General features: G+C 65.9%; 12 protein-coding genes. 5 read left to right on the forward strand and 7 right to left on the reverse strand.

Annotated elements, in window-relative coordinates; genetic code table 11:
* Window positions 1-10 precede the first annotated feature (10 nt).
* Entirely contained in the window at window positions 11-2,590 is a 2,580-nt protein-coding gene (gene clpB, locus FFS68_RS12550; protein WP_137753543.1) for an ATP-dependent chaperone ClpB, read from the reverse strand.
* Window positions 2,591-2,754: 164 nt separating this feature from the next.
* The gene (locus FFS68_RS12555; RefSeq protein WP_137753544.1) at window positions 2,755-4,329 is read right to left on the reverse strand and encodes a leucyl aminopeptidase; all 1,575 of its coding nucleotides are present in this window, start codon (window positions 4,327-4,329) and stop codon (window positions 2,755-2,757) included.
* A 146-nt stretch (window positions 4,330-4,475) separates the two neighbouring features.
* Between FFS68_RS12555 and FFS68_RS12560 the strand changes: the two genes are divergently transcribed.
* The 4 genes from FFS68_RS12560 to FFS68_RS12575 all read left to right on the forward strand — a co-directional run bounded on the left by FFS68_RS12560 (window position 4,476) and on the right by FFS68_RS12575 (window position 11,428).
* On the forward strand, window positions 4,476-6,632 hold the full coding sequence (locus tag FFS68_RS12560) for an acylase (RefSeq protein ID WP_171003864.1): 2,157 nt from the start codon (window positions 4,476-4,478) through the stop codon (window positions 6,630-6,632).
* Between the two features lie 100 nt (window positions 6,633-6,732).
* On the forward strand, window positions 6,733-9,618 hold the full coding sequence (locus FFS68_RS12565; protein ID WP_137753545.1) for a pitrilysin family protein: 2,886 nt from the start codon (window positions 6,733-6,735) through the stop codon (window positions 9,616-9,618).
* Between the two features lie 26 nt (window positions 9,619-9,644).
* Window positions 9,645-9,944 carry a hypothetical protein gene (locus FFS68_RS12570; protein ID WP_137753546.1) on the forward strand — a complete coding sequence of 100 codons (300 nt, stop codon included), beginning with the start codon at window positions 9,645-9,647 and terminating at the stop codon, window positions 9,942-9,944.
* 239 nt (window positions 9,945-10,183) lie between these two features.
* Entirely contained in the window at window positions 10,184-11,428 is a 1,245-nt protein-coding gene (locus FFS68_RS12575; protein ID WP_137753547.1) for a multidrug effflux MFS transporter, read from the forward strand.
* 67 nt (window positions 11,429-11,495) lie between these two features.
* Here FFS68_RS12575 and FFS68_RS12580 read toward each other — a convergent pair whose 3' ends face one another.
* The 5 genes from FFS68_RS12580 to FFS68_RS12600 all read right to left on the reverse strand — a co-directional run bounded on the left by FFS68_RS12580 (window position 11,496) and on the right by FFS68_RS12600 (window position 22,257).
* Complete coding sequence (locus FFS68_RS12580) at window positions 11,496-13,055, reverse strand: amino acid permease (RefSeq protein ID WP_137753548.1); 1,560 nt, start codon at window positions 13,053-13,055, stop codon at window positions 11,496-11,498.
* 104 nt (window positions 13,056-13,159) lie between these two features.
* A complete protein-coding gene (pbpC, locus tag FFS68_RS12585) occupies window positions 13,160-15,313 on the reverse strand; it encodes a penicillin-binding protein 1C (RefSeq protein ID WP_137753549.1) in 2,154 nt (717 codons plus the stop codon).
* Between the two features lie 230 nt (window positions 15,314-15,543).
* The gene (locus tag FFS68_RS12590) at window positions 15,544-21,399 is read right to left on the reverse strand and encodes an MG2 domain-containing protein (RefSeq protein ID WP_137753550.1); all 5,856 of its coding nucleotides are present in this window, start codon (window positions 21,397-21,399) and stop codon (window positions 15,544-15,546) included.
* Window positions 21,400-21,538: 139 nt separating this feature from the next.
* Entirely contained in the window at window positions 21,539-21,916 is a 378-nt protein-coding gene (locus FFS68_RS12595) for a histidine triad nucleotide-binding protein (RefSeq protein WP_137753551.1), read from the reverse strand.
* Window positions 21,917-21,924: 8 nt separating this feature from the next.
* Window positions 21,925-22,257 carry a phosphoribosyl-ATP diphosphatase gene (locus FFS68_RS12600; RefSeq protein ID WP_137753552.1) on the reverse strand — a complete coding sequence of 111 codons (333 nt, stop codon included), beginning with the start codon at window positions 22,255-22,257 and terminating at the stop codon, window positions 21,925-21,927.
* A 182-nt stretch (window positions 22,258-22,439) separates the two neighbouring features.
* Here FFS68_RS12600 and FFS68_RS12605 point away from each other — a divergent pair, with 182 nt between their 5' ends.
* Window positions 22,440-25,517, forward strand: a complete 3,078-nt coding sequence (locus FFS68_RS12605; protein WP_137753553.1) for a TonB-dependent receptor — start codon at window positions 22,440-22,442, stop codon at window positions 25,515-25,517.
* Window positions 25,518-25,701 lie beyond the last annotated feature (184 nt).

Below are 25,701 nucleotides of genomic sequence, written 5' to 3' on the forward strand. Positions count from 1 at the left end.
GCGGGCGACGTCAGCGGGGCGCCAGTTTCAACGCCCCGTCGCCTTCGTCGACCCGGATCGTCGATCCGTCCTTGACCTCGCCTTTCAGGATCAGGTCGGCAAGCGGGTCTTGCAGATATTTCTGCACCGCGCGTTTCAGCGGCCTGGCGCCATAGACCGGATCATAGCCGACCCGACCAAGCCACGCGCGCGCGGCGTCGGTGAGGTCGAGCGTCACCTTGCGGTCGGTCAGCAGTTTCTGCACGCGCGCGACCTGGATGTCGACGATGCCGCCCATATGCTGCTGTGCGAGGCGGTTGAACAGCACGATCTCGTCGAGCCGGTTGAGGAATTCGGGCCGGAAATGGGCGCGCACCACCTCCATCACCGCGGGTTCGGCCTGTTCGACCGGCGCGTCGTCTGGCAGCGCGGCGATCGCCTGGCTGCCGAGGTTCGAGGTCAGGATGATGAGCGTGTTGGTGAAATCGACCGTGCGGCCCTGGCCGTCGGTGAGGCGTCCGTCGTCGAGCACCTGGAGCAGGATGTTGAACACATCAGGGTGCGCCTTTTCGACCTCATCGAACAGCACCACCTGATAGGGGCGGCGGCGGACGGCTTCGGTGAGGGTGCCGCCTTCCTCATAACCGACATAGCCCGGGGGCGCGCCGACGAGCCGCGCGACGCTGTGCTTTTCCATGAATTCGGACATGTCGATGCGGACCATCGCATTGTCGTCGTCGAACAGAAAGCGCGCGAGCGCCTTGGTCAGTTCGGTCTTGCCGACGCCCGTGGGTCCGAGGAACAGGAAGCTGCCGAGCGGGCGGTTCGGATCCTGCAATCCGGCACGCGCGCGGCGCACCGCAGTGGAGACGGCGCGGACGGCTTCGTCCTGGCCGATGACACGCTGGGCGAGCGTGCCTTCCATCGCGAGCAGCTTTTCGCGCTCGCCCGCCAGCATCCGGTCGACCGGGATGCCGGTCCATTTGCTGACCACCGCGGCGATATCGTCGGCGGTGACTTCTTCGCGCAGCATGGCATTGCCCGCCGCGGCTTCGGCGTCGGCGAGCTGCTTTTCGAGGCCGGGGATGGTGCCGTAAGATAGCTCGCCCGCCTTGGCGAGATCGCCGGCACGCTGCGCCTGATCGAGCGCCGAACGCGCGGCGTCGAGCTCTTCCTTGATCTTCGCCTCGGCGTGGATCTTGTCCTTCTCGGCCTGCCATTTTTGTGTGACCTCGGCCGACTGCTGCTCAAGGTTCGCAAGGTCGGCGCGCAGGGTCGCCAGCCGGTCTTTCGACGCGGCGTCGGTTTCTTTGCTCAGCGCCGATTCCTCGATCTTCATCTGGATGATGCGGCGGTCGAGCGTCTCGATCTCTTCGGGCTTCGATTCGACCTCCATGCGGATGCGGCTCGCGGCCTCGTCCATCAGGTCGATCGCCTTGTCGGGCAGGAAACGGTCGGAGATATAACGGTTCGACAGCGTCGCCGCGGCGACGATCGCGCCGTCGGTGATCCGCACGCCATGGTGCAGCTCGTATTTTTCCTTGAGCCCGCGAAGGATCGAGATCGAATCCTCGACCGTCGGTTCGCCGACGAACACCGGCTGGAAACGTCGCTGGAGCGCGGGGTCTTTTTCGACATGCTTGCGATATTCGTCGAGCGTCGTGGCGCCGATGCAATGCAGCTCGCCGCGCGCGAGCGCGGGCTTGAGCAGGTTCGAGGCGTCCATCGCGCCCTCGCCCTTGCCCGCGCCGACCAGCGTGTGCATTTCGTCGATGAACAGGATGATCTCGCCCTCGGCGGCCTTCACATCGTCGAGCACGCCCTTGAGCCGTTCCTCGAACTCGCCGCGATATTTGGCCCCGGCGATCAGCGATCCCATGTCGAGCGACAGCAGGCGGCGGTCTTTCAGGCTGTCGGGAACGTCGCCGTTGACGATGCGCAGCGCCAGCCCTTCGGCGATCGCGGTCTTGCCGACCCCGGGCTCGCCGATCAGCACCGGGTTGTTCTTGGTCCGGCGCGCGAGGATCTGGATGGTGCGGCGGATTTCCTCGTCGCGGCCGATCACGGGGTCGAGCTTGCCGGCCCGCGCGACGTCGGTGAGGTCGCGCGCGAATTTTTTGAGTGCTTCGTAGCGGTCTTCGCTGCTCGCGGTGTCGGCGGCACGCCCGCCGCGCAGGTCGTTGATCGCCGCATTGAGTGCGTCGGCTTTCACGCCCGCATCGACGAAGGCCTTGCCGACGGGGGTGGTGGCGGAAAGCACCATCGCGAGCAGCAACCGCTCGACGGTGACATAGCCGTCACCCGCCTTGGTCGCGACCTGTTCGGCCTGATCGAGCAGGCGCACCGCGTCATTGTCGAGCCCGGGCGTGGCCTGCGCCCCCGATCCCGACACCGCGGGCACCTTGGCGAGCAAGGCGTCGATACCCGCGACCGCGCGCGGCGCATCGCCGCCGCTCTTTGCGATCAGGCCCGCCGCCATGCCTTCGCTGTCTTCGAGCAGCGCCTTGGCGATATGCTCGGGGCTGATCCGCTGATGGTTCATGCGGATGGCGATCGTCTGCGCGGCTTGCAGAAAGCCCTTGGCGCGGTCGGTGAATTTCTCGAGGTTCATGGAGGATAGGCCCCTTTCCTATCCGGCAAGATAGTGTTGCTATTTGGCAACACAAGGCCTTCCTCGCAGTTCCCGTTCGCATCGAGCGAAGTCGAGATGCCCATCGGTGGCATGCGCCTTCAGGGTGTCTCGACTTCGCTCGACACGAACGGGATTAGAGATCGCTATTCCCCGCTGCGCGCCAGTTGATCGAGCAGGCGAACGCCGAAACCCGTCATGCCCTTCGGGACCAGCGACGATGCCTTGTCGGCCTGGTTCACCCCGGCGATGTCGAGATGCGCCCATGGCGTCGCTTCGTCGACGAAATAGCCGATGACATGCGCGCCGATGCTGGCGCCCGGCCCCTGGTTGGGGGTGATGTTGCGGATGTCGGCGATGTCCGACTTGATCTTTTCGGCGTAATTCTTGTGCAGCGGCATCCGCCACAACTCTTCGCCGCTTGCCGTCCCGGCGGTCAGCAGGGCGGCGGCGAGCTTTTCGTCGCGCGCGAACAGCCCGGCATATTGATCGTCGAGCGCGCCGACGATGGCGCCGGTCAGCGTCGCAATATTGACGATCGCGCGCGGCTTGTACGCCTGCGCCACATATTCATTGGCGTCGGCGAGGACGAGGCGTCCTTCAGCGTCGCTGTTGAGCATCTCGATCGTCTTGCCCGACATGGTACGGGTGACGTCGCCGGGGCGCTGGGCATTGCCGTCGGGCATATTTTCGGCGAGCGCCGCGACCCCGACCACATGCGCGGGCGCGCGCGACTTGGCGAGCGAGAGCACCGCGCCCATTACCGAAGCGGCGCCCGACATGTCGCCCTTCATGTCCCACATACCGGCACCGGGTTTGAGCGAAATACCGCCCGAATCGAAGGTGATGCCTTTGCCGACAAACGCCATCGGCGCCGCAGGGGCGTTCGCGCCGCGATAGCGCACCAGCATCAGCCGCGACCCGCGTGGGCTGCCCTGGCCGACGCCGACGATCGTTCCCATGCCAAGTTTGCGCATCGCCGCTTCGTCGAGCACCTCGATGCTGACCCCGGCGGTTCCGGCAAAGGCTTCGCGGACGCGGGCGACGAAACTTTCGGGATAGATGACGTTGGCGGGCTCGTTGGCCAGATCGCGCGACAGGCGGACGCCGTCGGTGAGGGGTTTCCAGCGGCCCGAAAACGCCGCTTCGGCGGCCGCGGGATTGGCACCGACGATCGTGACGGCGGCGGTCGGCGGCGCCTTTTTGTCGGCGGTCTTGTAGCGGTCGAAACGATATTGGCCGAGCGCGAAGCCATAAGCCACGTCGGCGGCCGATGCATCGCCAAACGCCCCGGCGATCGTCACCGGCTGCGCTTCGCTTTTCAGTTCCTGCGCCGCCTTCCCGCCTGCCTCGGCGAGCACAAGCGAGGTCGGGGTGACGCCGGTGCCGACCAGCAGGATGCGCGGAAACGCGCCGATCCCGCGCAGCGACAGCGTCGATTCGGCCTTGCCCTCAAACGTCGCCGCCGCGATCGCCGCGGTCACCGCCTGACGCTCGGCGGGGCTGAACGCCACGCCGTCCAGCGGTGGCAGCGTTGCGTCGGTCATCAGGATCACCAGCGCCCCGCCCGCCGGAGCGTTGGCGGCAAAGCCGATCGCGCGCTCGGCGCTGTTCGCGGCGGTCGATGGGACGACGCCCGACCCGGTGACGGATTGGGCGAAGGCGGGCGGGACGACGGCGAACGACAGACAGGCGGCGAGCAGCAGGCTTTTGCGATACATGGATAATTCCCCGGTTGAAACGATGGTACCCTGCATAGCCGCGCCGCGCCCGATCGCAAATTCGGCTCGACGAACGACAGTCGCTTGCCATCGGACGACATGGCGGTCAGACAGGCGCGGAACGGGCGCATGAATGAGGACCAGAGATGCTGCGACGGATTTTGCTGGGATTGCTGCTGCTGCTCTTCGTCACCGCCGCTTCGCTGGCGCTGTGGGAGCCGCTGACCGCTGAAGCGCCCGAAGCGCCGCTGTTCAAGCCGCAGGATGTCCGCATCGCGCGCGACAAATTCGGGGTGCCGCATATCTTTGGCAAAACCGATGCCGATGTCGCTTACGGCATCGCCTATGCCCATGCCGAGGATGATTTTTCGACCTTGCAGGAGGTGGTTGCGATGACGCGCGGCCGTGCCGGGGCGATGCTGGGGGCCGACGGCGCCAAGATCGATTATGCCGAGGCGCTGCTCGACGTGCGTGCGACCACCGCGCGCGACTGGCCGCGCCTGCCCGCCGACGTGAAAGCGCTGTTCACCGCTTATGCCGCGGGGCTCAATCATTATGCCGCCAAGCACCCGGACGAGGTCCGCCTGTCGGGGCTGTTCCCGGTGACCGGCGAGGATGTCGTCGCGGGCTTCGTGCTGCGCTCGCCCTTTTTCTTCGGGCTCGATTCGGTGCTCGGCCAGCTGGTCGAGGGCAAGGACATGCACCGCGAAGGCGGCCCGGCACTCGACGCCACGGGCAAGATCGTCCCGCGCGCCGACACCCCGGTCGGCAGCGATCCCGCGGCCAATGGCTCGAACGCCATGGCGGTCGCGCCCGCGCGTTCGACCGACGGTGCGACGCGGCTGGTATCGAACTCGCACCAGCCGTGGACCGGCGGTGTCGCCTGGTACGAACTGGTTGTCCATTCGCAAGAGGGGTGGGATTTTGCGGGCGCCAATTTTCCCGGATCGCCCTATCCTTTCCTGGGGCACAATAAACATCTTGGCTGGACCAACACGGTCAACCGCCCCGACCTGATCGACGTCTATAGACTCGTGCTTGACGAGCGCGGCGAGCAATACCGGTTCGACGGCGCCTGGCGGCCGCTCGAGAAAAAGCGCGTCTGGCTGAAGGTGAAGTTCGGCCCGTTCGTGCTGCCGGTGCCGCGGACCGTTTATCGATCGGTCCATGGCCCGGTGGTCAAGAATGACAAGGGCGCCTTTGCGATCCGTTACGCCGGGATCGACCAGTCGGCGATGGTCACCCAATATTACCGGCTGAACAAGGCGAAGAATTTTGCCGAGTGGCGCGCCGCGATGGCGGGGCAGGGCGTGCCCGCGACCAATTTCATTTACGCCGATGCGAAGGGCAATATCGGCCTGTTCTATAATGCGATGTTCCCCGATCGGCCCGGCGGATTCAACTGGCGCGGCGAGCTGCCGGGCGACCGGTCGGCGGCGCTGTGGACGAAGACGCTGCCGTTCGACCGCGCCCCGGCGCTGGTCAATCCGCGCTCGGGCTATGTGATGAATGCCAACAACACCCCGTGGGTCGCCGCGGGGCCGGGCGACGAGCTCGACGCCGCGGCTTTCTCGCCGCTGCTCGGGGTCGAGGATGACATGACCAACCGTGCGACGCGGCTGATCGAGCTGTTCGAAGCGTCGGGCCAGATCGACGAGGCGCGGTTGAAGGCGATCAAATATGACACCGCTTATGCCAGATCGGGTTACGCCAAGGCGTGGATGGACGGGCTGCTCGCGCTGAATGTGAAGGATGATCCGGCGCTGGTCGACGCGCAGAACCTGCTCCGCCGCTGGGACTGGAACCTCGACGGCAAGGGGAAGGGCGATGCGCTGGCGCTGATGCTACTGCGCCCCGCCAACGGCAGCCATTACCAGCGGCGCGCCGGTCCCGATCCGCGGACCGTGCTGGCCGAGACGGTGGCGCATTTACAGGAGCATTTCGGCGGGCTCGACCCCAGGCTCGGCACGGTGCTGCGGCTGCGCCATGGCGAAGGTGCCTATCGGATCGATCTGCCGCTCGACGGCGGCAATGATACGGTGCGCGCCTCGACCCTGTGGGATGCCGAACCCGACGGACGGCTGAAGGTGCGCCACGGCGACAGCTTCATCATGTTCATGACCTGGGACGCCGCGGGCCGGGTCCGCTCGGAATCGATCCAGCCGTTCGGATCGGCGACGACGCGCCCGGACAGCCCGCATTACAACGACCAGGCGCCGCTGTTCGTGCGCCATCAGCTGAAACCGGTGCTGTTCGATCCGGCGGCGCTGAAGGCCAGCGGGGCGCGTTTCTATCGGCCTTGAAAGCCGCGATTAGCTGTCCTAAACCGTTGATACAGTGCCGTCCGGCACGCGGTCGCGCGCAGGCGCTTCATGCCTGCGCCCGCTATCCAAGAGGATGCCCATGCCCCGTTTCCATCGCTTCGCCCTGGCCCTGGCCATCACCACCTCGCTCGTCGCCGCCGGCCCTGCGCTGGCCAAGGCCAAGGCCGCCGATCCGGCGCCGATCGCCGATCTGGTGAAGGCGGTCGATATTCCTTACGAAGCCTTCACGCTCGACAATGGGCTGCGCGTCATCGTGCACGAGGATCGCAAGGCGCCGGTCGTCGCGGTGTCGGTGTGGTACCGCGTCGGGTCGAAGCATGAGCCGAAGGGCAAGACGGGGTTCGCGCATCTGTTCGAGCATCTGATGTTCAACGGGTCGGAAAACTCGCCCGGTGATTTCTTCGAGCCGCTGCAACAGGTCGGCGCGACCGACAGCAACGGCACGACCAACGTCGACCGCACCAATTATTTCGAAACCGTGCCGACCGGCGCGCTCGACCGCGCGCTGTTCCTCGAAAGTGATCGCATGGGGCATCTGCTAGGCGCGGTGACGCAGGAAAAGCTCGATAACCAGCGCGGCGTCGTCCAGAATGAAAAGCGTCAGGGCGACAACAATCCCTATGGCCTGCTGCGTTACGAGATTTTCGAAAATCTCTTTCCGACCGGCCATCCCTATCATCACAGCACCATCGGTTCGATGGCCGACCTCAATTCGGCGAGCCTGACCGATGTGAAGAAGTGGTTCAGCGACAATTACGGCCCGAACAATGCGGTGCTGGTGCTGGCGGGCGACGTCGATGTCGCGACGGCAAAGGCGAAGGTGCAGGAGTGGTTCGGCGATATCCCGCGCGGTCCCGCAGTGGCGATGCCGAAGGTGACGGTGCCGACGCTGCCCGCGCCGCTGGCGAAAGAGGTCAAGGACCTGATTCCGACCCCGCGTATCTATCGCATGTGGGCGATCCCGGGTTTGAACGATGCCGACGGCGTGGCGCTGCAGATGGCGACCGCGGTGCTTGGCGGGCTGTCGTCATCGCGGCTCGACAATGCGATGGTCCGCAAGGATCCGGTCGCGGTCAGCGTGGCCGCCTTTGCCCAGACCTTTGAAGATGCGGGCATCATGATCATCCAGGCCGATGTGAAGCCGGGCACCGATGTCGCCACGGTCGGCAAGAAGCTGGACGAGGAAATCGCCAAATTCCTCGCGACCGGCCCGACCGCCGACGAACTGCAACGCGCCGCGGCAAGCTATCTGGGCGGCACCATCGCCGGGCTGGAATCGGTCGGCGGCTTTGGCGGAAAGGCGGTGACGCTGGCCGAAGGGGCGCTCTATTCGAACGATCCCGGCTATTACAAGGTCGAGCTCGACCGGATGGCCAAATCGACCCCCGAACAGGTCACCGCCGTCGCGCGCAAATGGATGTCGCGCCCGGCCTTTTCGCTGACCTACACCCCCGGCGAACGCACCGAGGGCGGCGAGAATCGCGGCGGTGCGGTCACCGGCGGCAAGCTGACCGAAGCGGTCGCACCCGACCGTTATTGGAACCCGGCGCTCGGCGATATCGGTCCCGACACCGGGATTGGCGCGGCGACGTCGATCGCCGACCGCTCGCAATTGCCCGCGGTCGCCGACCTGACCGCGCTCGATTTCCCGGTGATCGAACGCACCAAGCTCAAGAATGGCGTCGAGGTCGTGTTCGCGCGCCGCACGACGGTGCCGACGGTCAATGTCGCGGTCAGCTTTGACGCGGGCTATGCCGCCGATCCGCACAGCGCGCTCGGCACCCAGTCGCTGATGCTCAGCCTGATGGACGAAGGCACGACCAATCTCGATTCGATTGCTTTCGCGGAGGCGAAGGAACGGCTCGGCGCGCAGATCGATGCGACCGCCAACGCCGACGAAACGGTGTTCAGCCTGTTCGCGCTGAAACCCAATCTGGGTGCGTCGCTGTCGCTGCTCGCCGACTATATCCGCAACCCGGCGTTCGACGCCAAGGAGCTTGAGCGAGTGCGCGCGCAGCAGCTCAATCGGTTGAAGGCCGAACTCAACAATCCGAACGCGATCGCGTCGCGCCTGATGGCGCCGATGCTCTATGGCGCCGACCATCCCTACGGCATTCCGCCGTCGGGTCTGGGCGATGCCAAGGCGGTGACGGCGGCGACGCGGGACCAGCTTGCGGCGTTCCACAATGCGTGGATCCGCCCCGACAGCGCCCGCATCTTTGTCGTCGGTGACACGACGCTGGCCGAGGTGAAAAAGCAGCTCGACGCCAGCCTGGGGCAATGGAAAGCGCCGAAGACCGCGAAGCCGGTCAAGAATTTCGACATCGCGATTCCGACGCCGAAGCCGCACATCCTGTTGTTCGATCGCCCCAAATCGCCGCAGTCGGTGATCCTGGCGGGCAAGGTGCTCGACGCCAAAGGCGGCGACAAGCTGGAGGTGCTGCGTTCGGCCAACGACATTTTCGGTGGCAATTTTCTGTCGCGCTTCAACACCAATTTGCGCGAGACCAAGGGCTGGTCCTATGGCGTCCGCAGCCGGATTTCGGGCGAAACCGACCGGCTGAACTGGATCGCGGTGGCGCCGGTGCAGGCTGACCGCACCGGCGATTCGATCAAGGAACTGCAGAGCGACCTCAAGGGCTTCCTGGCCGACAAGGGCGTGACGAAGGAGGAGCTGGAACGGACGATCAACGGCAGCGTACGCGAATTGCCGGGCAGCTTTGAAACATCGGCCGATGTGCTGGGTGGGCTGCGCAATATCGTCAAATTTTCGCGGCCCGACAATTATTACGAGACACTGCCCGCTACCTATGAAGCGATGACCGCGGCGGAAATCGACGCCGCGGCGCGCAAGGCGCTCAGCACCGACGATCTGGTTTATGTGATTGTCGGCGACGCGGCGGTGGTGAAACCGCAGCTTGACGGATTGGGTTTGCCGGTCGAAATAGCGAAACCGATTAACTAACATTGATTTCAGTAAGGAGAGCTTCGATGTCTGTAGATGGCAGCTATGATTGCATTACCAAATCGCCGATGGGCGACCAGAAATCGGTGTTCACCGTGACCAGCGACGGTTCCAGCTTCAGCGGCCAAAATGCCGGCGCGATGGGGTCACTCGATGTCGAAAACGGCAAGGTCGATGGCAACAAGCTGAGCTGGACCATGAATATGAAGGTGCCGATGCCGATGACGCTCGAATGTGAAGCGACGATCGACGGCGACGCGCTGACCGGTACGATCAAGGCTGGTGCGTTCGGTTCGATGGCGATGACCGGCACCCGCCAGGGCTGATTTTCCGGCAACCCGAACATGAAGGGGCCGCTACCGTGGGGGGCGGCCCTTTTTTTGTTTGGGGTAAGGGTGAGGGAATGTCCTCCCCATGGCTGCGCCACAGGGAGGATCAACGGCAACAACCGCTTGCCTCCCGCCATGCAAACCACTCGCCTGCGCGGCGCCGCGCGTTGGCTTGCATAGCTTTTCGGTTTCAAAGGGCTATTCAAAGCATTGGCAGGGGCGCATAGGCTGCGGCCATGCACAAACCGGCCCAAACCCCGCAGCGGAGCATGCCCGGTGATCGCGAAATGGTGGTCATGATGGCGATGGTGATGGCGCTCAACGCGCTGGCCATCGACGCGATGCTGCCCGCGCTGCCCGCGATCGGCAGGGGGCTCGGCGTCCTTGTCGCCAATGATCGCCAATATGTCATTTCGCTCTATCTGCTCGGGATCGGCTTTGGATCGCTGATCTATGGCCCGCTCGCCGACCGTTTCGGGCGCAAGGGCGTGCTGGTCCCGGCGCTGCTCGCCTATGTCGTGTTTTCGATCGGCTGCGGACTGGCGACAAGCTTTCCGATGCTGCTCGCGCTGCGCTTTGGCCACGGGCTGGTCAGCGCGGCGCTGGGCGTGATCGTTGTCGCGGTCATCCGCGACCTGTTCGCGGGCGATGCGATGGCCAAGCGGCTGTCGCTGATCTTTCTGGTGTTCATGATCGTGCCGATCATCGCGCCGACGATCGGCGCCGGGGTTGCGGCGGTCGCCGACTGGCGCGCGATCTTCATCGTCCTGGCGGTGATGGGGCTGGTCATGATCGCCTGGCTGCGCCGCCTGCCCGAAACCCTCGATCCCGCCGACGTCCGTCCGCTCGACTGGCGGACGATGGTATCGGGCTGGGCGACGGTGACGCGGCATCGCCGCGCCGCGGGCTATATGATCGCGTCGGGCATGATGCAGGGCGCGCTCTATGGCTATCTGAACAGCAGCGAGCAGATCATCGACGAAGTGTTCGGCGCGCAGGCGCTGTTCCCGCTGATCTTTGCCTGCGTCGCGGTGGGGATCGCGATCGCCAATTTCTCGAACGCCGCGATCGTCGAGCGTTTCGGCGCGCGCCGGGTATCGCAGACCGCGGTCTTTGCCTTCATGGCGAGTTCGATCGCGCAGATCGTCGCGGCGCTGAGCGGCGCCGAGACCTTGTGGATGTTCACCGCGCTGATGATGGTCAATATCGGGCTGATCGGCTTCATCGGCAGCAATTTCGGGTCGATCGCGATGGAGGATTTTGGCCATATGGCGGGGGTCGCGTCGTCCTATCAGAGTTTTGCCAAGACCTTGCTGGCGGCGGTCGTCGGCGCGTTGATCGGTCAGCAATATGACGGCACGACGCTGCCGCTGGCCTATGCCTTTCTGATCAGTGCGGCGGTCGGGCTGGCGCTGGTGTTCTGGGCCGAGCGTGGCAAGCTGTTCACGCGGCCGGGAACCGCGCCCAAAACCCCGTACTGACAAAGAAAAAGGGCCGCCCCGGCGAACTGCCGGGACGGCCCTGTCTTTGGATTGGCGACGTTATGCGTCAGTTGATCGGCGCGTGCGGTTCCAGATCATCCTCATGCACCTCGACGATCCCGCGGCCGAGATGGCTGCGGCTGCGGCTGTAGAGGAAGTAGAAGACCAGCCCGATCAAGGCCCAGACCGGCAGCACGATCATGGCCTCATAGGGCAGGTTGAGGAACAGGAACACCGTCCCGGCGACCGTCAGCGGGCCGATCAGCCACAGGGCCGGCGTCTTGAACGCGCGCGGTGTGTCGGCGGCGGTCTTGCGGAGGATCATCACCGCGATGGCGACCATCATGAACGCATAGAGTGTACCCGCGTTGGCGATGTCGGCGAGCTTGCCGACCGGCAGAAACGCGGCGGCGAAAGCCACGACAACCCCGGTGATCGCAGTGATGACATGCGGGGTTTTCCACTTGGGATGCACCTTGCTCCACGATTCGGGCAGCAAGCCGTCGCGGCTCATCACGAATGCGACGCGCGTCTGGCCGAAGAGCAGGATCAGGATGACCGACGGCAGCGCCACGAAGGCGGCGATGCCGAGCATATTGCCGACGCCCGACCAGCCGATCTGACGCAGCACGTGCGCTAGTGCCTCATTCGAGCAGACGAGCGGCAGTTCATTGGCGGCGAAGGTGGCACACTGGCGCGCCAGTTCTTCGGAACCAGCGGGGAAGGGCACGCCGTTCGGGCCCATGATCGGCTGGCCGCCGATCGTGCCGACGGCTCCAGCCGCGACCAAAATGTAAAAGACGGTGCAGAAGAGCAAAGATCCGATCAGGCCGATCGGTACGTTGCGCTGGGGGTTTTTGGTTTCCTCAGCGGCGGTCGAAACTGCGTCGAAGCCGACATAGGCAAAGAAAATTGTCGCTGCTGCGCCCACCGCACCAAGGCCCGAACCAAAGCCGCCGAAGATACCAGCGGGCAAGAAGGGGTTGAATTTGTCGGTCGAAAACGCTTCGCTGGGCAGCGTCAGCACGATGAAGGCGGTTAGCGCGGTAACCTTGATCGCCACCAGAATGGCGTTGACGCGCGCGCTCTCGGTGGTGCCGATCATCAAGAGCCAAGTGACGAGCAACGCGATGATCACGGCGGGCAGGTTGATGATTCCACCCTCGATGCCGCCTAGTGCCAACGGCGCACCCGCAAGAGCGGCGGGGAACTGAAAGCCGAAAAATTCGAGCAATAACCCGTTGAGGTAGCCGGACCATCCGACCGACACCGCCGACGCGGCGACGGCATATTCGAGAACGAGCGCCCATCCGACGGTCCAAGCAAGCACCTCGCCCATTGTCGCATAGGTGTAGGTATAGGCGGAACCAGCGACGGGGATCATCGCGGCGATTTCGGCGTAGCAGAGCGCGGCGAGGATGCAGATCAGGCCGGCGATCGCAAAAGCGAGCATCAGGCCGGGTCCGGCTTTCTGTGCGCCGGCAGCGGTCAGCACAAAAATGCCGGTGCCGATGACGCAACCAATGCCGAACAGCGTCAGCTGAAAGGCACCCAAGGTGCGATGAAGTGATTTTTTCTCGGCGGTCGCCAGAATGGCAGCTAACGGTTTTACCCGGTCAAGTAGCATGAATAATCCCCTTGTGGCGGCTGAACTGCCGTCCGTCTCCTGGCGCAGCAGACTAACCGCTCCGCGCGTCAGCGCAACATAATTTCAGGACTATGACAGGCGCTTTATCGCACCGTGAACCGCACCCGGTCGATCATCCGGCCGCCGGGGTCGACGAGGGCGAGCATATGGCTGCCCGGGCGCGGCAAGATCTGCTGCCCCGCGTCGGCGTCGCCGAGCGGTTTTTTGTCGAGGATCAGGCGGTAGCCGGCGACGGCGCCGCTGACGGTCACCGCGAGGCGCTGGCGGTCGATCGGGATGTCAGGGTCGAGCGCATAGACACTGCCGCTGACCGGGCTGGTGATGCGCGGGCGGCGTGCGACCTGCGGCGCGGCGGCCATTTCGGTTTGCCCGGTGCCGCGCAGGAAATATTCGCGGCGCGGCGGTTCGCGGGTGCCGGGGAGCGCGATCTGACGCGCCTCGACGCCTTCGGGCATCTTCGGCGCTTTGCCCGGGCCGTCGGCGTGGAGCGCGAGCATGACGTCGCGCCAGATCGGTGCGGCGCCCGAGGTGCCCGAAACGGCGCGCATCGAATCGCCCTCGAGATTGCCGACCCACACTGCGACGGTGAAGCGGTCCGACCAGCCAATGCACCAATTGTCGCGCATCCCTTTCGAGGTGCCGGTCTTGGCCGCGGCCCAGAAGGGGAGGCGGAGCGCGCTGTCGGCACCGAAGGCGTCGGTGCGCGCGGCGGCGTCGGCGAGGATGTCGCCGACGATGAAGGCGGCGGCGGGGTTAACGATCTGGCGCGTCTCGCCGGTTTTTGGTTCAGCGATGAAATGCACCGGCGACCAGCGCCCTGAATTGGCGAAGATGCGGAAGGCGTTGGCCTGTTCGACGAGCGAAACTTCGGCCGATCCGAGCGCCAGCGAGAAGCCGTAATATTCGCCGTCCTCGACAAGGCCGTGATAGCCGAGGGCCCAGAGGCGGTCGCGGAATTGCTGGACGTCGTCGATGACGAGCGCACGGACCGCGGGGACGTTGAGCGACGAGGCGAGCGCGTGGCGGACGCTGACCGGCCCCTTGAAGCTGTGGTCGTAGTTTTTGGGGACGTAGAGGCCGGAGGCGGTGTCGAGCTGGACCGGGCTGTCGTCGAGGATCGAGGCGGCGGTCAGCCAGCCATGTTCGATCACCTGCGCGTAGAGATGCGGTTTCAGCGTCGATCCGGCCTGCCGCCGCGCGTTCGCTCCATCGACCATCGCAGCGGTCGATTTGAGGCCGACGCCGCCGACATAAGCGAGCACCTCGCCGGTCGCATTGTCGAGCACGACGACGGCGCCGTCGCGCACCCGGTCGGCGCCGAGCCCGGCGAGCTGGCGGCGGAGCGCGACAATGGCGGCGGTCTGGATGCGGCGGTCGATCGTGGTGGTGACGCGCTTGCCGGGCTTGTCGAGCAGGCGGACGGCGAGGTGCGGCGCGAGCGCAGGGTCGAGCTGCGCGGCGCGGTCGCCCGAGACGAGGGTGGCGGCGGCGGCGCGGATCGCGGTGCAGTCGCGGGATTGGGCGACGCGGCAGGCGCGGCGGCCGAGGGCCTCGGCGCCCGCGGTGGGATTGGGGAGCAGGCCCGCGAACAAGGCGGCGTCGGTGCGGGTCATGTCGGCGGGGCGCTTGCCGAACAGCGCGCGCGACCCCGCGCCGATGCCTTGGGCTTCGCCGCGCAGCGGGACGAGGTTGAAATAGGCCTCGAGCATTTCGGCATGCGACCATTGCGCGGCGAGTGCTTGTGCGGCGCGCATCTGGCGGAGTTTGGTGCGCCAGTCGCGCTTGCCGGGTTGGGCGAGGCTGGGGTCGAGGAACGCAGCGAGCTGCATCGCGAGGGTCGAGGCGCCGCGCGAGCGATCTCCGGTCCAGCGCGCGCGGACGGCGCTGGCGACCGCGAGCCAGTCGACGCCGCCGTGCGACCAGAAACGCCGGTCCTCGCTTTGCACGACGGCGGTACGGACGGCGGGGCTGACGGCGTTCAGCGGCACCCAGGCGAGGCGGCGGCGTTCAAAATTGACGCGCTCGCTGTCGAGCAGACGGCCGTCGCGGTCGTACAGCCACGCTTCGCTGGGCTGCCAGTCGGCGCGGACGGCGGCGTAGGCGGGCATAGCGGGGGGACGGGTGAGGAGGTGCGCGGCGGTGGTGAGGATGAGCGCCGCGAGGGCGAGCCAGGCGAGCGCGTCACGCCAGCGGCGTTTGCGGGGAACGCTAGCCCCGTCTTCTCTTGTCTTCGTCATGCTGAACTCGTTTCAGGGTCCATGGCCTGTATTCTCTTTCGGCGCAGCGCCGAAGGAAAGCGCAGACCATGGACCCTGAAACAAGTTCAGGGTGACGAGGTATAAACACCGGTTGCATACCTCAATCCCCGTTCGCATCGAGCGAAGTCGAGATGCCCATCGGTCGTGCACGCCTTCGGGGTGTCTCGACTTCGCTCGACACGAACGGAGAAAGGGAGGGCGGGTAGGCATCACTGCCCCACGCTCGCCACCGTCAGCGTGCCGTTCGGCCACTGGCCGCGGATCGCGGGCGAGTACATCGCCTCAACCCGCGTCGGGGGGAGCGAGAAGCGGCCTGATCCGTTCAAACGCACGACATATTCGACCGCGTGGGTGCCCGCGGGCATCCAGCCGAAATAGCCGCGCCAGCTGTCCTTGCCGCGCTCGACATAGCTTGGCTGCGCGCCCGATCCGCCCGCCTGATCGGCGAGAATTTCGGACTGGCCACCAAGGTTGCCGACGATCGTTGCGCCCGGGGCGATCGGATCGTTGATGACGACCCAGGTCCGGCCCGCGGCCGCAACGACCTCGATCCGGATCTTGATCACGTCGCCGCGGGTCAGGCGATCCTTGTTCGCCGCCTTGACGATGCTGACCGAGCGTTTGATCCGGTAACCGGCGTTGAGCGGTTCCTTGAGCGGCACCGCGGCCTTGACGCTGACGGTCGCCCAGGGCGCGCCGGTGCCGTCGTGCTTCAGGCTCATCGTCGCGGTGTTCAGCGCGACGCGGAGTGGCGAGACGGGCTCGGCAGGCAGCGGCCAGCTTTGCGAGGCGGAGGCGCCCGCGAGGCTGATATTGGTGACGCCGGTGATCGCGCTCGCCGGATAGAGTTCGGCGAAGCGGCGGACGGTGACCGCGCCCCATGCGTTGGCGGGGGTGGTGTCCCAATGGCCCTTGCGCTGGCGCTGCGCGACGCCGACCATCAACTTGCCCGCATCATCCTCCCAGCCCTTGCGGCCGAGTGTGGCTTCGAGCGCCTTGATCGCCATTTCGTCGCCGCTGGTCATCATCCACCAGGGCGCTTTCGCATCATCGACGAGGTCGAGACGGGTGCCTTCGTAAACGAGGCGCTTGCGCAGTTCGGCCTCGGCCGCGGTGCGCAGCGCGGCGGCATTGCGGACGCTGGGGGTGCGTTCGATGGCAACGAGCCAGTCGGCGAGCGTGCTGGTCGCCATATCGATCGGCGCGACGTCGTTCGCGGCGACCAGCTGCGCACTCGACGCATTGTTGCGCGCGAGCGCCGCGAGTGCGGCGATGCGGACCGGGCGGATGTCATAGGGGCCGTAGCCTTTGCGGATGAGCCGTCCTTCGATGGCCGCTTGCAGGGCTGCCACCATCTTGGCCTTGGGCGCCTCGGGGATCGCAAAGCCGTTCGCGGCGGTGATGCTGAGCACATAGGCGGTCAGCTCGATCGAGCCTTCCATCCGCTCGTTCGGCCAATAGCGGAGCAGGCCGTTGCTATCGAGATAGGTCGGGAGCGCCCCGGCCAATGCCTGCCAGCGGCCAAGATCGCCGAGCGCGATGGCGCGCGACGTTTCCTGTTCAAAGCAGGTGTAGGGATAGGCGCTCATATAGTCGCGCACCCCGGCGAGCGGCGGTGCGAGCGTTCCGGCGAGCGCGACATCGACGTAGCCGCCCGGCAGCGCGCCCGCGGGAATGCCGATCGGCAGGGTGGTGCCGGGACCGACGCGGAACAGGCTGGCGGCCCAGGTTTCGACCGGCACCGCGGGTTCGACGACCTGCTGAAAGACCAGCCGGTCGCGCTGCTTGCCGCCCCTGGCCACCGCATCGACCGTCCATTCGATCGGGCCGGTGGTTTCGGGCGCGGTCATCGACCAGCTGATCGGCACCGCGCCGCCCGCGGGGATGGTGACGGTGAGCGGCGGCGCGGTCGCGACGGCGGGCGACAGCGTCGGGGTCGCGGTGACCTCCATCGGCTGATCGGTGCCGTTGCGCAAAGTGAAGCGCGCATCATAGGTGTCGCCGGTGCGCACGAGTTCGGGCATGCCCGCGAAGACGCCGAGATCCTGCACGGTGCGGACGGTCGTCTCGCCGGTGCCGAAATATTGCGACCCGTCGGTCGCGATCGCGACGAGGCGGAAGCCCGACAGATTGTCGGACAGCGGCACGTCGACCGCGGCGCGGCCCTTCGCATCGAGCGGAACATTGCCCTTCCACAGCAGCACCGGACGGAAATCCTCGCGGGTCAGACCCGAAAGGTCACCGCCGCCGCCGCCGCCGGGTTCGAGCGCCTTGCGGCCATAATGGCGCTTGCCGACGACCTGCATCTGCGCGGTCGAGGTGAGCACGTCGAGGGTGCGTTCGCCCATCATCGCGTCGATCAGCTCCCAGCTTTCGTTGGGGGCTAGCTGGAGCAAGGCTTCGTCGACCGCGGCGAAGGCGACGTCGGCGTTTTTGGGCGCCTTGCCGCCCGGGGTCTTGACTTCGATGCTGACCTTGGCGGTTTCGCGGACCGCATATTTCGCCTTGTCGGCCTTCACCTTGACGCCGAGCTGATGGCCTTCCCAGCCGACCTTGATCCGCGCGATGCCCATGCGGTAGGCGGGCTTGGCGAGGTCGACGAGCGCCGTCGCGGGAGCGCCTTCGCTATTCTCGATCTTGAAACCGACCGCGCGCTTCATCTTGCGGAACCAGCTTTCCTCGCCCGTCACGCGCCCGCGCACCGCCATCACCGAGACATAGACGTCAGGGGCGTAAGTGGCGGGCAGCTTGACCTTGACGACGGGGTTGGTGCCCTTGAGCGGCACGACGAAGCTGGACAGCACGCCTTCGCGTTCGACGGTGACCAGCGCGGTTGCTTCGCGGAACGGCATGCGGACCTGGAAGCTGGCGGTGTCGCCCGCGGCGTAGCGCGGCTTTTCGGCGATCACGTCCATCCGGTCGCCATTGTCGCCGCCGAACCACCATTCATTGTCGCCCGCGAGCCAGACCGAGCGGACAGCGCGCGCTTCATTGCCGTCGGCGTCGAGCGTCGTCGCGACCACCGTCACTTCGCCCGACACGCCCGGCGCCATTGCGCAGCGCGCGCGGCCGAGCTTGTCGGTCGTTGCGGTGCAGCTGGCGGCGAGCTTGGTCGTCCGCATCTGGTTGTCATAGGCGTAGAAGCCGCCGATCAGGCGGCGCCGCGCGGTGATGATCTCGCGGTTGTAGAGCGCGACCGAGACGCGCTGGCCGCTAATCGGTTTGCCGTCGAGGTCGAGCGCGATGAAATTGAGCTTGAGGTCGTTGTCACGCATCAGCCAGCCGTCGGTCTTGAGCCCGAGGCGGACGGCGGAGGGATAGAGGGTGATGCGGCGGCTGGAGGTCAAGGTTTCACCATTGGCGTCCTCATAATCCATTTCGGCCGCCATCACCGTCGGTTCGGTGATCGGCTGATCGACCGCGACGCTGGTCGTCGCGCTGCCATTGGCGTCGAGCTTGAGCGGCACCGAGCGGGCGAGCGGCAGGTCGGCGGCGGGTTCGTCGCCGCTGTCGTCGAGCTGGATCACGCCTTCTTTCACCGGCTGGCCGTCGAAATCCCAATCCTTATAATCTTGCGGCGGCGACCAGCTGGAGCGGAAGTTGGTGCGCAGTTCGACGGGGATATTGGCGGCGGGGCCGCCCGAGAGGTAGCCGACAAACAGCGACAGCGGCACCGCGGTCGGGCGCACCGGCGATGTCTTGGGTCCGGTGACGGTCGCCTTCATCGTCGGCAGGCGATATTCGTCGACCTTGACCGACTGGCCCGACCAGATCGTCTTGTCCTCGCCATCCCCTTTGCCTTTTGGGTCCTTGGTGACGAACACCAGTTCATAATCGCCCATCGGCGCCGAGGCGGGGACGTTCCACACGCTGTCGCCGCTGCCGCTCGTCGCAATCGCGAAGGGCATTTCAAATTCGGTGTCCGAGCCGCGGTGGACGAGGCGCAATTTGCCCGCGAGCGGCTGCGGGGTCATGAAGCCGGTGCCGACGGGGCGGCGCAGGATATGCTTCATATGGACGGTCTCGCCCGCTTTCACGAGCGAACGATCGAAGACGGTGTGGAGAATATCCTCGCGCTCCGACCAGCCATAGGGGAGGTCGAAGTCATAAGGGCGGATACCGCTGCCCCAGTCGGTGAGGGTGAAGCTGAAATCATCGCCCGCGCGCGCGCTGACCATCAGTGCATGGCCCTCGCTCTTGGTCATGTCGGGCTTTTCTTCGCAGCTCGAATAGGTTTCGGGCTGCGGCAGCCCGCCGGCAAAAGCGAGGCGTCCGGCCTTGTCGGCGGTGCCGCGCGCGAGCAGGCGGCCGGTGCAGCTGTCGGTGACGCGGATTTCGGCGCCCGCGACGGGGAGGCCGGTGTCGAGCGCGGTGACCCAGGCGAGCGAGCCTTCGCGGCCCCATTTGAAGTGCACCGCCATGTTGGTAACGAGCGCGGCGGTCGCGACATAGCGCGTCGCCTTGCGCCCGAGCAGCGCGGCGCCGAGTTCGGGGCTGGCGATTTCGACGACGTGGAAGCCCTTTTCGGTGAGCGGGATGCCGACGACCTCGAACTCCTTGCCGCCGCCGGGCGGGGTCAGTTGCAGGTCGCGGCGCTCGCCGCCCGCGGGGGCATCGGCGAACACCGATCTGGTGCCGGTGTAATTGACCCTGATCTCCTTGCCGCTGCGGTCTTTCTCTTCGCGATAGTCGGTGTCGTCGGCGTCATCGACGCGTTTGAGCCAGCGTGCGATCGCGGCATCGTCGTCGCCGACCTTGAGCGCGGTGGCGGGCATTTTGAGGTTTGCTTGCACCATCGTCCCTTCGACGCCGCGCACGGTGACGGGCAGGACGCCGCCCTCGCCGGCTTCGAGGATGCCGAATTCGGCGGCGAATTTGACCAAAGGCGGGGCGCGGTCGATGTGGAATTTCAGCGGAAAGTTCGACTGATTCTGCAGCTTGCGACCGCTCTGGTCGGTGACGTCGGCGGGCAGGATCAGCGTCGCGTCGACATTCTGCGGCAGCGGGCCGGCGAAGCGGACGCTGGTGAGATACGCATCATTCTTGTCATCGTCGTCGACCTTGGGGGTGAGACGCTTGCCGTCGGCGGTGGTCAGCGCCGCGGCGAGCGCGGTTTCACGCGCGACCGGCGAGGCGAAGCTGAGCGTGACGTCCTGGACGGGGTTGCAACCCGCTTGCGGATTGACGCGGCGGCACGACATTTTGGCGGTGAAGGCGGGGCGGACGTCGAAATCGAAGCGCTGGTCGCGCCCGGCGGTGCGGCCGGGGACGCCGGCTTGCGAAATACGCGCGTCCCAGACGACCGCCATCTCGCGCCCCGGGGGCAGCGGGCGGCGGCACTTGACCGGGACAACGCGGTCGAGCGCCGCCTCGCGATCGGCGCCCGCGGCGGGCAGGCGCAGCGGCAGCCCGGCGTCTTCGGTGAACGACTGGCGCGACCAGTTGGCGTCGCCGAGCCCGGTCAGGATTTCGGTCGCGGTGCCGCGCGGCAGGACGTCGAGCGGGATCTTTTCGCCGATACCATCGACCGCGCAATAGCCGAAGCGGCCGACCGAGGCGCGGTCGGCGGCGACGTTGGTGGCGACAAGGAAGATCTGATCCTCCTCGATCCCGTCATAGATGCCGCCCGCGAGGATGGCGCGCGCCGACGGGCCGCCGGTGTCGAGCGCGAAGCGTTCGTTGCCCGCGACGGTGATGCCGCGCGCGGTCTTGAGGCCGTTGCGGAGCTCGACATGGCAGCGCAGCCCGCCGGGGAGCGGTTTGTCGAATTCGAGCACCCAGGTGCGGGTATCGACCCAGCGGCTGGTCGCGGGGAGCTTGCAGTCGTTGGTTGCGGGCGCGGCGGCGCGGGGATCGCCGAGCGGGACCATGTCTTCGGAAAAGCGCAGGGTGAAGCGGGTGATCGTGCCGTCGCCGGTCCCCGAACTGCCCGGGGTGGCGAGGATGACCTGCGGGACAGTATCGGCTGTTGCGGTGGCCGCCATCGCGAGCGAAAGGGGGAGGATCAGCGCCAGCTTCGCCTTGCCCGCAAAGCGTGCCGCCAGCCCCTGCCACCGAATTTTCATCGCACCGTCTCCCCGCCTTGACCCGCGCCTTTATCCTGCTGGAAACAGGGGCTGCTGTCCACCCGTCGCCGCGTACCGGGAACGCTTAGCCGCGTTTCAGGAAAGGGCTGTGACGGCGGTCATAGACGGCCGCGAAAAATCAGCGTGCGAGCATCGGGCCGAGCTTTTGTCCGGCAAAGATATGGACGTGGAGGTGCGGGACTTCCTGATGGCTGTCGAGCCCGGTGTTGGCGAGCAGGCGGTAGCCGGGGGCGACGAGCCCCTGATCGCGCGCGACCTGGCCGACGGTGCGGACAAAACCCACGATCTCGGCGTCGCTCGCGCGCGCCGAAAAATCGTCCCAGCTGACATAGGCGCCCTTGGGGATCACGAGGATGTGGAGCGGCGCCTGCGGGTTGATGTCGTGGAAGGCGAGCGCGAATTCGTCGTCGTACACGGTCTTCGACGGCAGTTCGCCGCGCAGGATGCGCGCGAAGATGTTGCTGTCGTCATAGGGCTGGGTGGCGTCGATCGGCATGATAGTTCCTAAATTGCGCGGCTGGCTTTTTCGGCGTGGCCCGAGGTGCCGTGGCGGCGACCCAGTTCGGCGGCGATCATGTCCCACGTCAGGCCGCGGTCGGCGAGCAGGATGGCGAGGTGGAAGATAAGGTCGCTCGCTTCGCCGACCAGCGCCGGATCATCCTCGCTGACCGCGGCGATGACCGTCTCGACGGCTTCCTCGCCCAGTTTCTGCGCGATCTTGCCGCGGCCCTTGGCGGCGAGGCTGGCGACGTAGGAGGCGTCGGCTGCCCCCACGGCCAGCCGGTCATGGATCACCGCCTCGAGCTGCCCCAGCGCCTCACCCATTGCCTTGCTCATCCGCGCGCTCCCTTTGCGAGGGTGACTAGCGGCGCGGGGGCGCGGCGACAAGCGCCCGCAGGGTGTGGCGCGAAGGACGCAGCCGCGAATTTTTAAGCGCCGGTAACCATATCGAAACGCGGTTGGCGGTAATTTTCCCGGGCCGGGGGGCGAGATCAACTTTTACGTTCGGAAAAAATATCATGAAATCAGGCACCCGCCCCCAGGTGTTTCTGGCCGCAACGGCCTCGGTCATCGCGTTGATCGCGGCGCCCGCTGCCGCGCAGGACGGTAACGACGACATTGTCGTCACCGGATCGCGGATCGCGAAAAGCGAATTCACCAGCGCCGACCCAATCCAGATCATCGACGTCGCGGCGGCGAAATTGCAGGGGCAGGTCCAGCTGGCCGACATCCTGCAATCGACCCCGGCGGCGCAGGGATCGATCCAGATCAATTCGGCGCTGTCGAACCGCGTCGTCGCCAACGGCGGCAATGATGTGCAGACGGTGTCGCTGCGCGGCCTCGGCGCCGAGCGCACCCTGGTGCTGATCAACGGTCGGCGCGCGGGCCCGGCGGGGATCCGCGGGTCGGTGGCGCCCTTCGACCTCAATGTGCTGCCGCTGTCGGTGGTGCGGCAGGTTGAGGTGCTCAAGACCGGCGCTTCGTCGATCTATGGGTCGGATGCGGTTGCCGGCGTGGTCAACATATTGACCCGCAACGACCTGAACGGCTTTGAAGGCGGCGGATTTTCCTCGATCACCGAACATGGCGGCGGCGAAAGCTATGGCGCCGATGTCAGTTTCGGCAAGACATTCGACCGCGGCCATTTTTTCGCGACGGTCGATGTTTTCCGCCAGCAGAATTTGACCCGCCGCGACCGCGGTTTCCTGTTCTGCCAGGAAGAATATCTGAAGCGCGAGGCCGACGGCAGCCGCGCCGACATCGTCGATTTCCGTACCGGACGGCCGGCGTGCAGCAGCACCCTGGGCAATGCGATCGTCTTCAGCGATTTTTCGGGGGTCGATCAGAACGGCTTTCCAACCTTTGGACCCGGACTGATCGCGCCGAATGGACAGGCGATTTTTGCCGGTCAATATGGCGCCGAGTTTGCCGGGGTCGGCATTCCGTTGGGCGCCTATAATCCGATCGGGGTGTTCGGCCCCGCCGATTTCTTCGGGGTCAATTTCGATGGGCCGTCGACCGGTGCGCTGAACCAGTTCGAGCCGGTCGAGCAGGGGTCGGACGTGTTTTCGGGGGTGAGCCGGATCAGCGCCTTTGCCGACGCGGCGTATGACGTAACGGACGGCATCACGCTCTATGGTGAGGGGCTGTTCAGCAACCGCAAGTCGAAGAACAACGGCTTGCAGGTGCTGACGCTGGAGCAGTTCACCGGCGCGTCGATGCTGCCCTTCTTCCTCTGCAATCCGGCGGCGAACAATTGCGACCCGTTCGACATGGGCGATCCGTTCAATGGCGAGTTCGGCGGCAACATCATCCTGCGCCCGCGGGTGCTGGTGAAGTCGGAAAGCAGCGCCGATGTCGACTATTATCGCGGCGTTCTGGGGCTGCGCGGTGAGTTCGGCGGCGGATGGAAATGGGATGTTCACGGCCAGCACAGCCGGTCGGACGCCAGCTACACGCAGGACGTGCTCTATCAGGATGCCATTGCGTCGCAGACTTTGCGCACCCGATCGTGCGTCGGCACCACGACGGCGATCCGCGGTGTGCCGTGCATCGACATCGACTTCACCGACCCGCGCGTCCTGCGCGGCGATTTCACGGCTACCGAGCGCGCCTTTCTGACGGGGCGCGAAACCGGGCGCACCTTGTTCAAGCAAACCTCGGCCGAGGCGCTGCTGACGGGCAAGCTATTCATCCTGCCCGCCGGACCGGTCGGCGCGGCGTTTGGCGCCAATATCCGCCGCGACGAGATCAACGACACACCGGGCGACGCGACGCTGGCAGGCAATGTCGCCAATTTCACCACGTCGGGGATCACCGCGGGGCGCACTGTATCGAAAGAGGTCTTTGGCGAGGTCGAGGTGCCGCTGCTCGAAAATGCGCCGATGATCGAGCGGCTGACCCTGTCGGGCGCGGCGCGTTACACCCATGTCGAGGCGACGCGCCGCGACGGGGTGCAGGACAGGTTCAGCGACACGACATGGAAGGTCGGCGCCGATTGGGTGGTCACCGACTGGCTGCGCTTTCGCGGCACCTGGGGCACATCGTTCCGCGCCCCGGCGCTGTTCGAGCTGTTCGTTGAGAATCAGACGGGCTTCCTTGGCCAGCAGGACATCGATCCGTGCATCCAGACGGCGGCGCGGCTCGCGGCGGGTGCGATCAGTCAGCGGACCTTCGACAATTGTGCCGCCGACGGGATTGGCCCGAATTATGCCGGTGGGGTTGGCCCGGCGACGATTGCATCTGGGGGCGGCATCGGCCAGCTCAAGCCCGAAACCTCGACCGCCAAAACGGTGTCGGTGATCCTGACCCCCGATCTGTCGGGGGCGCTGTGGGGCGGGCTCAAGACGCGGCTCGCGATCGACTATTTCGACATTGCGGTGAAGGACGCGATCACCCTGCTTGGCGCGGGCAATATCCTGCGCGGCTGTTACGCATCGGATATTGCGGGCGAACCGCTGTGCGTTCTTTTCACGCGCACCGCGACGGGCCCCGACGCGCAGAGCGTCGCGGCGGTGACCGATCGCTATGTCAATATCAGCCGCCAGCGGAACCGCGGCGTCGATCTGTCGCTGGCGATCGATCAGGATCTGGGCAAGCTCGGCGCGCTCGCGTTTCGGGCCCAGATGACCTGGCAAGTCGAGGACAAGGTGGCGCTGTTCCCCGGCACGGTGATCGATGACAATGGCAAGATCGGCAATCCGAAATGGGTCGGCGATTTCAACCTGGGCTGGATGAAGGGGGGCTGGACGTTGTTCTATGGGCTCGACGTCACTGGCGCCGCATCGAACGAAGCCGATTTGCTGCGCGCGCAGGGCGGCGATCCGTGCCGCACGTCGAGTTTTCGTCCCGGTGGGCGTTTCTGTCCGGACGTCAGCGTTCCCGCGGCCTTCTATCATTCGCTGTCGGTCAGCCGCGACATCGCTGACCGCTTCCGCATCACTTTGGGGGTCGCGAACCTGTTCGACACCCCGCCGCCGCGGGTATCGACGGTGGTGACGGCGACGCCGCCGGTGATCGGGCAGGCGCCAGCGTTTGGGACGCAGTACGACTATCTGGGGCGGCGGTTTTTCGTGGGGGTGCGGGGGAAGATTTAGGTAGCGGAACGACGCCTTTGGGGTGGGAAAGCGGACATCACCCACCTTCGTCATTCCCGCGAAAGCGGGAACCCAGCAGCAACGTCGGACTGGGTTCCCGCTTTCGCGGGAATGACGAAGCGATGGGGAATCGAATGTCGTCTGCCGGTCGATTCCCGACATACGCCGGGGAGAAGGCTGGACA

The organism is Sphingopyxis sp. L1A2A, from assembly GCF_005502465.1.
Classification (GTDB): domain Bacteria; phylum Pseudomonadota; class Alphaproteobacteria; order Sphingomonadales; family Sphingomonadaceae; genus Sphingopyxis.